This window comes from Anaerococcus sp. HMSC068A02, from assembly GCF_001811125.1.
Lineage (GTDB): Bacteria > Bacillota > Clostridia > Tissierellales > Peptoniphilaceae > Anaerococcus > Anaerococcus vaginalis_C.
Genome location: NZ_KV803714.1, coordinates 115209 through 130384 on the forward strand (window position 1 = coordinate 115209; position 15176 = coordinate 130384).

At 26.4% G+C, this 15176-nt stretch carries 16 protein-coding genes; 14 read left to right on the forward strand and 2 right to left on the reverse strand.

Going from position 1 to position 15176, the window contains the following annotated elements:
• Positions 1-8 precede the first annotated feature (8 nt).
• From HMPREF2782_RS01755 to HMPREF2782_RS01790, 8 genes are all read left to right on the forward strand, one after another.
• On the forward strand, positions 9-266 hold the full coding sequence (locus tag HMPREF2782_RS01755; RefSeq protein WP_004838798.1) for an IreB family regulatory phosphoprotein: 258 nt from the start codon (positions 9-11) through the stop codon (positions 264-266).
• On the forward strand, positions 259-678 hold the full coding sequence (gene ruvX / locus HMPREF2782_RS01760; protein ID WP_004838799.1) for a Holliday junction resolvase RuvX: 420 nt from the start codon (positions 259-261) through the stop codon (positions 676-678). The genes HMPREF2782_RS01755 and ruvX overlap by 8 nt, the downstream gene beginning before the upstream one ends.
• Positions 671-913, forward strand: coding sequence for a DUF1292 domain-containing protein (locus HMPREF2782_RS01765; RefSeq protein ID WP_070640456.1), 243 nt, complete (start codon positions 671-673; stop codon positions 911-913). Before ruvX ends, HMPREF2782_RS01765 begins: the two co-directional genes overlap by 8 nt.
• Positions 903-1361 (forward strand): Fur family transcriptional regulator, encoded by a 459-nt coding sequence (locus HMPREF2782_RS01770; protein ID WP_019117678.1) that lies wholly within the window; start codon positions 903-905, stop codon positions 1359-1361. The genes HMPREF2782_RS01765 and HMPREF2782_RS01770 overlap by 11 nt, the downstream gene beginning before the upstream one ends.
• On the forward strand, positions 1345-3021 hold the full coding sequence (locus HMPREF2782_RS01775; protein WP_070640457.1) for a ribonuclease J: 1677 nt from the start codon (positions 1345-1347) through the stop codon (positions 3019-3021). Before HMPREF2782_RS01770 ends, HMPREF2782_RS01775 begins: the two co-directional genes overlap by 17 nt.
• Complete coding sequence (locus HMPREF2782_RS01780) at positions 3011-3646, forward strand: O-methyltransferase (protein ID WP_070640459.1); 636 nt, start codon at positions 3011-3013, stop codon at positions 3644-3646. The genes HMPREF2782_RS01775 and HMPREF2782_RS01780 overlap by 11 nt, the downstream gene beginning before the upstream one ends.
• Positions 3636-4865 carry a peptidase U32 family protein gene (locus HMPREF2782_RS01785; RefSeq protein ID WP_070640461.1) on the forward strand — a complete coding sequence of 410 codons (1230 nt, stop codon included), beginning with the start codon at positions 3636-3638 and terminating at the stop codon, positions 4863-4865. The genes HMPREF2782_RS01780 and HMPREF2782_RS01785 overlap by 11 nt, the downstream gene beginning before the upstream one ends.
• A gap of 180 nt (positions 4866-5045) precedes the next feature.
• Complete coding sequence (locus tag HMPREF2782_RS01790) at positions 5046-5663, forward strand: class I SAM-dependent DNA methyltransferase (RefSeq protein ID WP_070640463.1); 618 nt, start codon at positions 5046-5048, stop codon at positions 5661-5663.
• Positions 5664-5749: 86 nt separating this feature from the next.
• On the opposite strand, the gene HMPREF2782_RS01795 is transcribed toward HMPREF2782_RS01790, so the two are convergent.
• Together HMPREF2782_RS01795 and pepT are read right to left on the reverse strand one after the other, a co-directional pair.
• The gene (locus HMPREF2782_RS01795) at positions 5750-5986 is read right to left on the reverse strand and encodes an elastin-binding protein EbpS (RefSeq protein ID WP_070605524.1); all 237 of its coding nucleotides are present in this window, start codon (positions 5984-5986) and stop codon (positions 5750-5752) included.
• A gap of 71 nt (positions 5987-6057) precedes the next feature.
• Entirely contained in the window at positions 6058-7275 is a 1218-nt protein-coding gene (gene pepT / locus HMPREF2782_RS01800; RefSeq protein WP_070640466.1) for a peptidase T, read from the reverse strand.
• A gap of 117 nt (positions 7276-7392) precedes the next feature.
• Here pepT and dut point away from each other — a divergent pair, with 117 nt between their 5' ends.
• The 6 genes from dut to HMPREF2782_RS01830 all read left to right on the forward strand — a co-directional run bounded on the left by dut (position 7393) and on the right by HMPREF2782_RS01830 (position 15080).
• Positions 7393-7827, forward strand: a complete 435-nt coding sequence (gene dut, locus HMPREF2782_RS01805; RefSeq protein WP_019117671.1) for a dUTP diphosphatase — start codon at positions 7393-7395, stop codon at positions 7825-7827.
• Positions 7827-8369: an oxidoreductase gene (locus tag HMPREF2782_RS01810; RefSeq protein WP_070640468.1), complete on the forward strand. Its 543-nt coding sequence runs from the start codon at positions 7827-7829 to the stop codon at positions 8367-8369. Before dut ends, HMPREF2782_RS01810 begins: the two co-directional genes overlap by 1 nt.
• Positions 8370-8443: 74 nt before the next feature.
• Positions 8444-11053, forward strand: a complete 2610-nt coding sequence (gene mutS, locus HMPREF2782_RS01815; protein WP_070640469.1) for a DNA mismatch repair protein MutS — start codon at positions 8444-8446, stop codon at positions 11051-11053.
• Positions 11050-12861, forward strand: coding sequence for a DNA mismatch repair endonuclease MutL (gene mutL / locus HMPREF2782_RS01820; RefSeq protein WP_070640472.1), 1812 nt, complete (start codon positions 11050-11052; stop codon positions 12859-12861). Before mutS ends, mutL begins: the two co-directional genes overlap by 4 nt.
• Complete coding sequence (miaA, locus tag HMPREF2782_RS01825; protein WP_186821643.1) at positions 12851-13807, forward strand: tRNA (adenosine(37)-N6)-dimethylallyltransferase MiaA; 957 nt, start codon at positions 12851-12853, stop codon at positions 13805-13807. The genes mutL and miaA overlap by 11 nt, the downstream gene beginning before the upstream one ends.
• A complete protein-coding gene (locus HMPREF2782_RS01830) occupies positions 13794-15080 on the forward strand; it encodes a methionine gamma-lyase family protein (RefSeq protein ID WP_070640476.1) in 1287 nt (428 codons plus the stop codon). Before miaA ends, HMPREF2782_RS01830 begins: the two co-directional genes overlap by 14 nt.
• Positions 15081-15176 lie beyond the last annotated feature (96 nt).

The window sequence follows — 15176 nt, forward strand, 5'->3', positions numbered from 1 at the left end:
GAGAAATTATGTCAGACAAAAACTTCAATGAAACTATGCGTTTCGATCCACAAGATGAGAAAAAAGTTGATATAAGAGAAATTATTACAGAAGTTTATAATGCTTTAGAAGAAAAAGGATATAAACCAACAAACCAAATTATTGGATATTTAATTAGTGGAGATCCTACTTATATTACAGGACACAAAAATGCTAGAAAATTGATAAGACAAGTTGATAGAGATACTATTCTAGAAGAAATATTAAAATATTATATTAATGAGTAGAATTATGGGATTAGACTTGGGTGATAAAACAATCGGAGTCGCATTAAGCGATCCGTTTTTTATCACTGCCCAAGCCTATATTACAATTAAAAGAAAAAAAGCAAGTTTAGATATTGAAAAATTAATTGAAATAATTAATGAAAAAGAAGTAAATTTAATAATTATTGGACTTCCAAAAAATATGAATAACACCTTAGGACCTCAAGCCATGAAGGTGATTTCTTTTGTCGATTTATTAAAAAAATCCACTGATATTGAAATTAAATATCAGGATGAAAGAATGACTACTATACAATCAGATCAGGTCTTGATGGATATGAATGTTAATCTAAAAGATAGAAAAAAATACGTAGATAAAATTGCTGCCTCTTTTATTTTACAGACCTATTTGGATGGGAGAAATAATGGATAAGATAATTTTAACAGATGAAAATAATAACGAAGTCGAATTTAATTTGATAGATACATTCGGAGTAGACGATAAAGATTATGCTGCTTTAGAGCCGATAGATGAAGATTTTATTTTAATTTTTGAAATGATAAAAAGTAAAGATTCTGTTAGATTTAAGGCAATCGATAATAATAAAGAATTAGACGAAATTGTAAAAATATATGAAGAAATGAAAGAAGATGAAAATGAACATTGAACAGTTAAAAAAAGTATTTGAAAAAAATGGTCATAAATTTACAAAACAAAGACAAATAATTTTCAATGCTCTTAAAAATTCTAATTCAAAACATTTGACACCAGAAGAGTTGTTTTCTATAGTACATGAAGATAATAAACAAGTTGGTATAGCAACTGTTTATAGAACTCTTAATATTTTTGAAGATTTGGGAATTGTTAATAAGCAAGAATTTACAGATTCTGTGAATACTTATGAGCTTATTAGTCAAAAAGATGCACACCATGACCATTTAATTTGTACTAATTGTGGAAAAATTGTTGAAGAAAAAATTTTAGATAATGAAAAATTAGCAAAAAGTTTAAAAGATAAATATAACTTTGAATTGGATTATTATTCTTTAAGAATATATGGTATTTGCTCCGAATGTGAAGATAATTTAAGGAGTAAAAATGAGAATGCAAAATAAACTAAAAGTCATCCCATTAGGAGGACTTGGAGAAATAGGTAAAAACTGTACAATTGTCGAATATAAAAATGAAATGATTATGATAGATTGTGGCTTAACATTTCCAGATGAGGATATGTTAGGTGTAGATATAGTAATACCAGATTTTACCTATGTTGAAGAAAATAAAGATAAGTTAAAAGGTATATTCATAACTCATGGTCATGAAGACCACATTGGAGCAATTGCATACCTTTTAAAAACAGTAGACACTAATGTTTACTGTTCAAAACTTACAAAAGGATTATTAGAAAATAAATTTAAAGAACATGGACTTAACCCTAATAGATTAAAGATGGTTAATGTCAATAATACAGTTAAAGTTGGAAATTTAAGTGCAGAATTTATCAGAGTAAGTCACTCAATTCCAGATTCTTGCGCAATCGCTGTAAAATCTCCAATAGGAACTATATTATTTACTGGCGATTTTAAAATGGATTTTACGCCTATAGATGGCGAACCTACTGATATACAAAAACTTGCTTCTTTAGGAAGAAAGGGATTATTATGTCTTTTTTCTGATTCTACAAATGTAGAAATAGAAGGAAGTTCAATGAGTGAGAAAGAAGTAGGGGAAACTTTTATTAATCTATTTGGTCAAGCACCAGGCAGAATAATTGTTGCAACTTTTGCTTCAAACCTTCATAGGGTACAACAAGTAATATTTGCTGCTGAAAAATATAATAAAAAAGTTGTTTTATCTGGAAGATCTATGATAAATAACGTAAAAATTGCAAGTTCATTAGGATATTTGAAAATTAGAAGTAACACTCTAATAGATATGAAAAATATTAAAGATTATTCTGATGATCAAATTGTTGTCTTGTCAACCGGAACTCAAGGAGAACCACTATCTGCATTGACAAGAATGGCAAATAATGAACATAAACAAGTTCATTTAAATTCATCAGATACTGTAATTTTGTCATCATCAGCAATTCCTGGTAATGAAATGCCAATTAATAATACAATTAATAACTTGACAAAAATTGGTTGTGATATTATATATGATTCTTTGGCAAAAGTCCATGCATCAGGTCATGCTTGCCAAGAAGAAATTAAATTAATGCACCAATTAACAACACCAAAATATTTTATTCCAGCTCACGGGGAACCACGCCAATTGAAAAAACACATGGAAATAGCTATGGATATGGGATTGAATAAAGAAAATATTTTAGTCGGTCAAAATGGAGATGTATTTGAATTTACAAAAAAATCTGCTAGAATTAATGGTAAAGTTCAAGCAGGAAATGTTCTAGTAGATGGTTCTGGTATTGGCGATGTTGGAAATATTGTTCTTAAAGATAGAAAACATCTTTCTGAAGATGGACTTTTAGTTGTAAGTTTAACAATTGAAAAACATACACAAAGAGTTTTATCAAATCCTGAAATTGTTTCAAGAGGATTTATTTATGTAAAAGAAAATCAAGATCTTATTGAAAATTCAAAAGATATTGTAATGAGAACAATGAAAAAATGTGAAAAAAAAGATATTCATGCTATTAGTCAAATAAAATATCAAATAAGAGAAGCATTGAAATCATATATTTATAATCAAACTGGAAGAGATCCTATGATTTTACCAGTTTTAACAGAGGTTGATAGCAATGAATATTAATTATAATCATATAGTTGATTATTTAAATAATATTTATATTGATGAAGATTTTATTGAATTAAGAAATTACGGAATGGAAAATAATATTCCTATAATGAAATTAGAAACAAAAGAATTTCTTAAAAGTCTAGTTTTAATTTCAAAACCTAAAAATATTCTAGAAATTGGAACAGCTATTGGCTATTCTTCATTACTTTTTTCTAAATATTCTAATGCAAATATTACTACAATTGAAAAGAGTAAAGAAATATCAGAAATAGCAAAAGCTAATTTTTCTAAATATAATAAAAAAATAAATTTAATAAATATGGATGCAAAAAAAGCCTTGAATAATTTTAATCAAGGCTTTGATTTTGTTTTTATAGATGCAAATAAATCACAATACGAATATTATTTTAATGAATCATTAAAATTATTAAATGAAAACGGACTTATTGTTTGTGATAATATTCTCTTTAGGGGAGAAATTACAAACGATGATTTAATTAATAGACGACACATAACTATGGTTAAAAATTTAAGAAAATTTTTATCTCATATTACAAATTTAGATGCATATGTAACAAGTATAATACCAATAGGTGATGGTATTAGTTTAACGACAAGGAGAGTTGATGAAAGATAAAGTTGAATTATTAGCACCAGCTGGAGATATGGAAAAATTAAAAGCAGCTATAAAATTTGGAGCAAATGCTGTTTATATGGCTGGAAATAATTTTGGTCTTAGAAAAAATTCAAAAAATTTTGATAAAGATGAACTTAAAGAAGCAGTTGATTACGCACATGAAAATGGAGTTAGATGTCATATTACAATGAACATAGTTCCTCATGATAATGATCTTGAGGGAATTGTAGAATACATCAAATATCTTGAAAAAATTGGGGTAGATGCTTTAATAATTTCAGATCCTGGTATTTTTAATATAGCAAAAGAAAATTCTAATATAGATTTACACATTTCAACTCAAGCATCTGTAACTAATTCTCACACAATTAATTTTTGGTATAAACTTGGTGCAAAAAGAGTTATACTTGCAAGAGAATTATCACTTGATGAAATAATAGAAATTAGAAAAAATGTTCCAAAAGATTTAGAAATTGAATGTTTTATTCACGGAGCTATGTGTATTTCATATTCTGGAAGATGTTTATTAAGTAATTACATGACAGGAAGAGATGCAAATAGAGGAGATTGTGCCCATGCTTGCAGGTGGAAATATGCCTTACAAGAAGAAAAAAGACCAGGCGAATATTATCCTATAGGCGAAGATGAAAATGGAACATTTATTATGAATTCCAAAGATTTATGCCTAATAGATGAAATTGATAAGCTAATAGAGGCAGGAGTTGATTCATTTAAAATTGAAGGAAGAATGAAAACCGTCTTTTATGTTGCAACAGTTATTAGAAGCTACAGACAAGCGATTGATGCATATTATAATGGAGTTTATAATGAAGAAATTGCTAAAAAATATATGGATGAAATAAAAAAAGCAAGCCATAGACATTTTACAAAAGGATTTTTCTATAATAAAGCAGATTCTTCTTCTCAAATTTATGAAAATTCTTCGTACATTAGAAATTATGATTTTATCGCTGTGGTTTTAGATTATGACAAAGAAAATAAAATTGCAAAATTAGAAGAAAGAAATAGATTTGTTTTGGGAGATGAAGTTGAAATTTTTGGAGATAGTCCAGACTTTATAAAATTTAAAATTGAAAATATGAAAGATTCCAAAGGAAATGATATAGAAGTAGCCAACAGGGCAAAGCAAATAGTTTATATAAAAATTGACCATGAGCTTAAAAAAGGAGATATGGTAAGACGCAAAATTGATGAATAACTTTAAATTTTAAATGATTTTTTAAATCATATAAAATTTATATAAGCACCTTCTGATTATGATTAACAAAACTAATCAGGAGGATTTTTTATTTCAAAGAGAAAATTATTAAATTTTAATTATTTATTAAAATTGGTATAATCAAGATAGTCATTTGAATTAACTAATTTGGAGGATAAATTGTTAAGTGATAAAGGTTTTGATTTGTGGGCTGATGATTATGATAAAAGCGTTGAAATATCTGATAATGGTGGTTCATATCCTTTTGCAGGATATAAAAATATACTTAATGAAATATATAATAGGATATTAAATGAATCTTATAGAAATATTTTAGACATTGGATTTGGTACAGGAACTCTAATATCCAAGTTATACGATCATGGATGTAAAATATATGGACAAGATTTTTCTAAAAGAATGATAGAAATAGCACAAAATAAAATGCCTAATGCGAAGCTTTTTTATGGAGATATTTCTAAGGGCTTGGTTAATCCCTTGTTAGAACATAAATATAATGCAATAATTGCTACATATTCACTTCATCATCTAACTGATGAGAAAAAAGTTATATTTTTGAAAAATTTACTAGAACAATTAGAAGATGGGGGTTGTGTATATATTGGAGATATAGCTTTTCTATCTCGTTCTTTACATGATAAATGTATGAAAGAATCTTATAATCAGTGGGATAATGATGAGATTTATTTTGTTGTGGATGAATTTAGGTCTTATTTTCCTAAATTGAAATTTGAAAAATTTTCTGAATGCTCAGGATTAATTACATTGAAAAAATAGGATATTTTCTAGATAAATTAAATGGTAATAATAAAATTTTAGATAAAATACAAAAAAAGGCTGTAATTATTTTACAGCCTTTAAATTTACTTATCTTTTGATGGATTTTCAGAAAAATCTGATCTTGTTCTTCTTGCTTCTGCTCCAACGTTTGAGTTGGTGTCAGCTTCATCAGTTATACTTCTTAAATTTTCTTGATCTGCAGTATGTTTTTTATCTAGAGATTCACTACCATCAGCTTTATTTTCATCTCTTAATTTTTTATCGAGTTCTTTGTCTCCTCTGTATTGGTTGTCATTGCTTATTCTGTTTTCGTCAGTCATTTTAATCTCCTTTTAAATTTTAAAATTAGAATCTTACTATTACTATACCCAATTGAATAAATTTAACCATTTTATTTTTTTGATATTTCTTTTATAATTTCTACAATTGTATCAGATGCTTTTTTCATATCTTCAATAGGTATCAATTCATAAATGCCATGGAAATTATAACCACCTGTAAATAAATTTGGACATGGAAGATTCATAAATGATAATTTTGAACCATCAGTTCCGCCTCTAATAGGTTGTGTTATTACTTTTATTCCTAAATTTTCCATAGCTTTTTTCGCATAATCAATTATCTCTTTATGATTTTTTAAAACATCACCCATATTATAGTAAGTGTCGCTCATTTCTATTTTTATAATATTGCCATATTTTGAATTTAAGAAATTTACACAATCATTTAGGAATTTTTTCATTTTTTCGAATTTTTCCTTATCAAAATCTCTGATTATATAAACTAAATTTGTATCTTCAATACTTCCATCAATTGAAATCATATGATAGAAGCCCTCATAGCCTTCTGTATGCTCTGGTCTTTGAACTTGACCTAATAAATCATCTAACTCTTTTGCAACGCTTATAGAGTTAATCATTGTGTTTTTAGCAGTACCTGGATGGACGGATTTTCCTTTTATTGAAATTTTTGCTTCTGCTGCATTAAATGATTCATATTCTAATTCTCCAAGTCGTCCTCCATCTAAGGTATAGGCAAAATCTGCATCAAAATAATCAACATCAAAGCTATCGCATCCTGTGCCGATTTCTTCATCTGGTGTAAAAGCAATTTTTATATCTCCATGCTCTATTTGTGGATTATTTATAAGAAATTCTATGGCATCCAGTATTGCAGCAATTCCTGCCTTGTCGTCAGCTCCTAATAACATTTCTCCATTTGTTGTAATTAAAGTTTTTCCTTTTAAATCTTTTAAAAATGGAAAATCTTTTTCTTTTATAAATATATTTTCTTTTAGTTTTATATCCCCACCTTCATATTTAATAATTTGTGGATTTTTTATTCCTCCTGGCATTTCTGGAGAAGTATCCATGTGAGCAATGAATCCTACTTTTGGTAAGTTTTTATCTGTATTTGCTTTTAGACATGAAAAAACAAATCCCTCATCATTTATATAGGCATCAAGACCTAAATCATTCAATTCTTCTTTTAAAATTTTACCTAATTCTAATTGACCTTTGCTTGTTGGTTTTATCAAATTTGCTTTTGATTCGTCACTTCTTGTATCTATTGCAATATATTTTAAAAATCTGTTTTTTATTTTTTCCATTTTATCCTCCTATAAATTAATTATACACCCTTAGAATATTTAATTATACTGGTATTTTTAATTCAAATTTCTTTTGATATATGATAAAATATAAAAGACGATTAGATAGGAGAAATTATGACTAAAAAAATTTTAAAAATAAAAACTAATAATATATTACCAGAATATAAAACTTTTTATTCAGCTGGTATGGACATATATTCTTCAAATGAAGAAGAAATTATAATAAAGCCAGGAGAAGTAGGCAAAGTTCCTACTGATTTAAAAATAGAAATTCCCGAAGGCTTTTTTGTTGCTATTTATCCTAGGTCATCTACAGGTGTTAAAAGACAATTAATGCTTGCTAATTCTACAGGAATTATAGATAGTGATTATAGGGGAGAGATAAAATTATTTTTTTATAATTTTGGGAAGAATGAACAAGTTATCAAAAAAAATGAAAGATTGGCTCAAATGGTAGTTCAACCTTATGAAAAAGTTGAAATTCAAAAAGTAGATGACTTATGTGAAAGTGAAAGAGGAGAAGGTGGATTCGGTTCAACCGGAAAATAATGAGAAATAATAAAAATAACAATATTTCAAAACTTTATAATAAAAATAAATACAATCTTGTTTTACTTGTAATAGTCTTATTGATTTCAATCTTTTTATTTTCAAAACTAGCAAGTTATATTTCTAATAAGTCATTATCAAATTATGATAATGAAATTGTTGTAATTAAAAATAATGATAGCGAAATAGATTCTTTGTCTTTGAAAGATATAAGAAAAATGGGAAAAAACGAAATGAAATTTACCACTCCTAAGGGAGAGGAATTTAAACTTGTGGGTGTATCGATTGAAAAAATCCTAAACAAAGAAGGTATTAATCCTAATTTGAATAATACAGTTGAGTTTTCGGATGGGTATGGACACACTACAAATATGAGTATGGAAACTGCTCTTGAAGTAAATAGAGTTTTATTAGTTTATAAAATCAATAATAAGGCTAATATGGACTATGATAAAAAATTGGGCATATTTTTTATAGTTGACAAGCAAGAAAAAGATTCAAGTAAATGGATAAAAAATATTCAATCAATAAATATTAAATAACTCATGATTTATCATGGGTTATTTCTTTTATATGAATTTTCCTATATGTTATAATAATCAAAGGATGTGATTATATGAATTCAGATTTTAAATATGATAAATTAACCCCTATGTTAAGGCACTATGTGGATGTCAAAAAAAACTTTGAGGATTCTCTATTACTTTATAGAGTTGGAGATTTCTACGAGGCTTTTTTTGATGATGCTATAATTATTAGCAAAAATCTCCAATTAGCTTTGACTGGAAAAGAATGTGGTCATGACAAAAGAGCACCTATGTGTGGAGTTCCTCATCATGTTATTGATACATATATAAATAAATTAGTTCAAAATGGATTTAAAATAGCCTTGTGTGATCAAGTAGAAGATCCAAAAATGGCAAAAGGCCTTGTAAAAAGAGCTATAACAAGAGTTATAAGTCCAGGTACAATAATAGATTTGGAATCTCTTGATAAAAAAGAAAATAATTTTTTACTTTCAATATATGAAAATAAATACGGAATTGGTGCTTGTTTTTCAGACATTTCTACTGGAAAATTAATTGCTTTTGAAATAAGAAATAATCAAAGCATTAGCGCAAATAAATTAATAGATGAGATAGAAAAAATTTCTCCATCAGAAATAATCATAAATTCAAATTTTTCTAATAAAAAAGTTCTAAAATATCTAAGCTTAAATAAAGAAATCCTTATAAATAAAATTGACGATAGCAAGGACTATGAAAGTTTAAGTGAAAATGTATATAAAAATTTGGGAGTAGAAAATTTCAAAAAAATAGAAAATATGAGAATTTCTTTAATAGCTATTTCAAATTTATTGGATTATATTTATAGTTATCACAAGGAAAAATTAGCTCATATAAATGATATTGAAATTTTAGATATTGCATCTTATATGCAATTAGATGCAAATACACGAAGAAATCTTGAACTACATTCAAATATTGACAAAAAAGGTAAGGAAAATTCTTTATTTAAATTAATTGACAAAGCTGATACTGTTATGGGTTCAAGGCTTTTAAATATGTGGCTTGAAAGACCACTAATCGAAAAAGAAAAAATTGAAAAACGTCTAGATTTAGTTGAATTTTTCTTTTTAAACCCTGATTTATCAAATAAAGTTTCATATTTTTTGGATGATATATTTGATTTAGAAAGAATTATTGGAAAAATTTCTTACCAAAGAGCTAATGCAAGAGATTTTATTTCTTTGAAAACATCAATAAGAAATATTCCTGAATTTAAAAAATTTTTGGCAGGACTTGATAATAAAGATATTATTTCTTTTTCAAAAAATCTTCCAGATGTTTCCAATATTTATGATATTTTAGATAAATCTATAGTTGAAGATCCGCCTGTTTTAATTACTGAAGGGGAAATTATCAAAGAAGGTTTCAATGATGATTTGGATAAGTTAAAAAAAGATTCTTTGTCAGCAGAAAATGATTTGATTGCTTATGAAAATGAACAAAAAGAAAAGACAGGCATAAATAAATTAAAAATAAATTACAATAAAAACAACGGGTATTCAATAGAGATAACTAAATCAAATTTAGACTTAGTTCCTGATACTTATATAAGAAAACAAACTTTAATTAATCGAGAAAGATATACTACAGAAAGACTTGAGGAGCTTTCAAATTTGATTTTGGGATCTAGCGATAGGATAAATAATCTTGAGTATGAAATTTTTTGTCAAATAAGAGAATTTATATTGGATAATACTAAAAAACTCCAATACTTATCAAAATTAATTTCAATTATTGATTCTATAAATGCATTGTCAAAACTTGCTAGGGAAAATAACTATTGTAAACCTAAAATTACTACAGATAATATTATAAAAATTAAAAACGGCAGACATCCTGTTATTGAAAAAAAACTTAAAGAAAATGAGTTTATTTCAAATGATACAGACATCGGAGAAAGTAATAATCTAATTCAAATAATTACAGGGCCTAATATGGCAGGAAAATCTACTTATATGCGACAAATGGCTATAATTATAATTCTTGCTCAAATGGGTTCTTTTGTTCCTTGCGAAAAGGCAAGTATTTGTATTTGTGATAAGGTATTTACAAGAATTGGAGCTAGCGATAATATTTCAAAAGGCGAGTCAACCTTTATGCTTGAAATGAATGAAGTAAGTAATATATTAAAAAATTCAACCGACAAGTCCTTCATTATTTTAGATGAAGTAGGGAGGGGGACAAGCTCTGATGATGGTTTATCAATAGCTATGAGCTTGGTTGATTATTTAAGCAAAAAGAAGAAGGCTAAAACAGTTTTTGCTACGCATTTTCATGAATTGACAGTTCTTGAAAATAAATTGGATAATGTCATCAATTTAAAAATAGATATATTAGAAGAAAATGATAGCTTAGTTTTTTTGAGAAAAATTTCTAGAGGAAAATCTGATAGGTCTTACGGAATTGAAGTTGCTAGAATGTCAGGATTACCATTAGATTTAATAGAAAATGCTAAAATATTTATGAATAAGCTTGATGAAAGTGATGATATATTCAAGGACAATAACAAAATAATAAAATCTTCTATTGATGATTTGAATAAAATTAAAATAGATGAATTGAAAAATAAAGTAAATTTGATAAATATAAATGAATTGACTCCATTAGAAGCAATAAATATTCTAAACAAGCTTATTGATAATATAAAGGAGATATGATGAAAATCATAGAACTTGATAAAAAAACAATAGAAAAAATAGCAGCAGGAGAAGTTATAGAATCTCCTGTTTCTATAGTAAAAGAATTAGTAGAAAACTCAATAGATGCAAATGCCAAAAATATAGTTGTAGAAATAAAAAATGGCGGAAAATCTTATATAAGAGTTACAGATGATGGCATAGGAATTGATGAGGATGATTTTAAAAGAGCCTTTAAAAGACATGCAACTTCAAAAATTAAAGACTTCTCAGACTTATATGATTTATTTACTCTTGGTTTTAGGGGTGAAGCCTTATCATCAATTGTTGCTTGTGCAAATATAAAAGCAATTTCAAAAACAAAAAATCAAAATCTAGGCAAAGAATTGATTTTTGAAAATGGAAATATAAAGTCATACAATTCTATAGCTACAAATATGGGGACAAGCATAGAAGTTTATGATTTATTTTCAAATCTTCCTGTAAGACGTAAATTTTTATCATCTGATATAAATGAATCAAATAAAATAGCTAAAATTATGCAAGCATTAGCTCTTGGATATAATGATGTTTCATTTAAATTTATAAAAGATAATAGGTTGATTTTTCATACATTAAAAGACCAAGATATGGATAATAAAATTATTGAATTGTTGGATGAGAATCTAAAAGACAATCTTATCAAGATAGAAATTCAAAATTCTCTTTATAAAATTAAAGGATTTATTTCAAAAGTTAATTATTATAGGGGAAATAGGTCTTTTCAATATATTTTTGTAAACAATAGGCTTATTGAAAATGAGAATATAAGCAAGGCTATAGAAAATGAATATAGAACACTTATTCCAAATCAAAGATTTCCAGCTTTTTTTATCTTTATAGAAACAAATTCTAACAATGTTGATGTAAATATTCATCCTAACAAAAAAGAAATTAAATTCACATATCAAAATGAGTTAATTGATTTATTGGAAGATGAAGTATCTAAAATCTTATATGAAAATATTAATATTAGGGAAGTTAAAGTTTTAGAAAAAAATAAAGAAGAATTGAATTTTTATGATGATTATAGCGAGATTTTAAATTCATACAATAGGGTAAAAGAGGAAGAAAATTCCTATAATTTTGAAAAAAATCCAGATACAAAAGACCAAGCAAAAAAGGAAGAAGATTTCTTTAGAGGTGTAGAATTAAATTTTATTGAAAAAAATGAAAAAATCGAAGATATAGACTACAATAAGAAAAGCCTTGGAACAGTAAAAAAATTAGAAATTGATAAGCTTACTTATAAGTGTTCAATTTTTAATAGGTATGCTTTATTTTCTTATAATGATAAAATTTTAATTCTTGATTATAGACGAGCTGATCAAAGAATTAAATTTGATAAATATATAGAAAATTTTAATAATGGAGAAATTTCCTCTCAACAATTGATTGAATCAAAAACTATTAAAGTAAATCTTCAAGAATATAATAAATATCTTGGAAAAAAAGAAATTTTCAAAAAAATGGGTTTTGATATTGAGGAATTTTCTTATGACAAATTGATAATTAGAGCTGTTCCTTTAATATTTGAAGAACCTGAAAGTAATAATTTTTTCTATGATTTATTAGATATTGATGAGAAAAATGAAAACTTATTTTTAAATAAAATTTCAAAGCTAATAAACAAAAATGTCTTCAGAAAAGGAGATATTATTAATAAATCAGAAGCTATGGCTACAATAGATAAGTTAAATAAGTGTGATAATCCATATAAAACTTACGATGGGAAATCGACTATTATTATGATTGAAGAAGATGAATTGGAGAAATATTTTGATAGATAAAGTTTTGATTGTAACTGGACCTACAGCTTGTGGGAAAAGTGATTTTGCTATAAAACTTGCCAAAAAATTTGATGGAGAAATTATTTCTGCTGATAGCCAACAAATTTATAAAGATATGGATATAGGAACAAACAAAATAAAAGAAAGCGAAATGGATGAAATAAAACATTATGGGCTTGATATAAAATATCCTAATGAAGAATATTCTGTTCAAGAATTTAAGGATATGGCAAGAAATCTAATAAGTGAAATCAATTCGAAAAATAAAATTCCTATTGTGGCTGGTGGTACAGGTTTTTATATTGATTCAATTTTATTTGATATGAATTATGGAACAAATAAAAAAGATGAAAATTTAAGGGATAAGCTTACAAAAGATTTTCAAATGTATGGAAATGAATATATGTATGAAAAATTTTGTGAAATTGATCCAATAGAGGCAAAAAAATATCACCCAAATGAAACTCAAAGAATTATAAGAGCCTTTGAAACTTACAAATTAACTGGAAAAAAACCAAGTGAATTAAGAAAAGGTCTAAAAAATTTAAATAAAAATATAAAGCCTATATTGTTTTTTATAAACTACAAGGATAGGTCAAAACTTTATGAAAAAATCAATCTTAGAGTTGACCAAATGATTAATGACGGCTTAGAAAATGAATTTGATAAGGTAGTTAAAAATTATAAATTAAGTTCATTTTCTAAGTCATTACAAGCTATAGGTTATAAAGAATTTTTTCCTTATAAAGAAAATGAAATTTCTTATGATGAACTAAGAAGTGAAATCAAAAAAAATACAAGACGATATGCCAAAAGGCAAATTACGTGGATGAAAAAATATTTAAAATATGATTTTTCTCATTTAATTTATAGGGATGATAATATGGATGAAAAAAACTTAGAAAATATGGAAAAAATTGTAAAGGAGACTTATGATTTACAATAAATTATATGGAATTGATACAAGGATTGAAAAGTATATTGAAAAAATAGATCTAGATTTAGAAGATAAGTTTAAAAAATTAGATAAAATAAGTGAATACAATCAAATAAAGGTCTTAAAAGCTTTTAGCGATAATAGTCTTTCTGCTATTCATTTTAATTCCGCAACTGGGTATGGATATGCGGATATTGGTAGAGAAGTAGTTGAAAATATTTTTTCTTCAATTTTTAAATCTGAAGATTCTCTTGTAAGACCAAATATAGTATCTGGCACCCATGCTATTTCTTTGGTTTTATTTTCTCTTTTAAATTATGGAGATAAGATTTTATCAATAAATGGAGATCCTTATGATACTTTACAACAGGTTATTGGAATTGAAGGAAATAAAAAAGGAAATTTGCTTTCGAAAGGAATTAAATACGATAAATTAGAATTAAAAAATGAACAAGAAATCCAATATGAAAAAATTAAAGAGAAATTAGATGATAAAACAAAGCTTGTAATGATTCAACGATCAACAGGATATACAAATAGGAGAGCTTTTAGTATTAGTGAAATAGAAAAAGCAATTATTGAAATTCGAAAAATAAATAAAGACGTAATTATTTTTGTAGATAATTGTTATGGGGAATTCACAGAAATCAAAGAACCTATAGAAATAGGTGCAGATATAATTGCTGGCTCTTTAATTAAAAATCTTGGTGGTGGAATTGCAATAACTGGCGGATATATTTCTGGCAAAAAAGATTTGATTGAATACTGTGCAAATACCCTTACAGCACCTGGAATTGGAAAAGATGAAGGATTGAGCTTTGGAACAAATCGAAATGTCTTGCAAGGTTTATATTTTTCAAGCAAAACCACAATTGAGTCTATAAAAGTTGCTCTGCTTTTTGCAAAAGTTTTTGATGATTTAGGGTATGAAATAATACCAAAATTAGATGATCCAAGAAGTGATATAGTCCAAGCTATAAAATTAAATTCTAGTGAGAAATTAGAATTGTTTGCAAAAGCAATCCAAGAATCTTGTAGCGTAGATTCCAATTTAACACCGATAGCTGATCAAATGCCTGGATATGAAGACCCTGTTATAATGTCATCAGGAGGCTTTGTAGAAGGAGCTACTTCTGAATTATCTTGCGATGGGCCTTTGAGAAAGCCATATACAGTTTATTTGCAAGGCGGATTAAATAAATACCACGGAAAACTTGCCTTGATGAAAGTGTTAGAAAAATTTATAGATAATAAAATTCTAGATATAAATTTACTAAAATAAGAAATGAAACTAAAAAATACTCAACCAATAAAAATTAGTTATTGATTGAGTATTTTTTATAAATTCTAGCTTTAAAAATTAATATTAATAGATAAG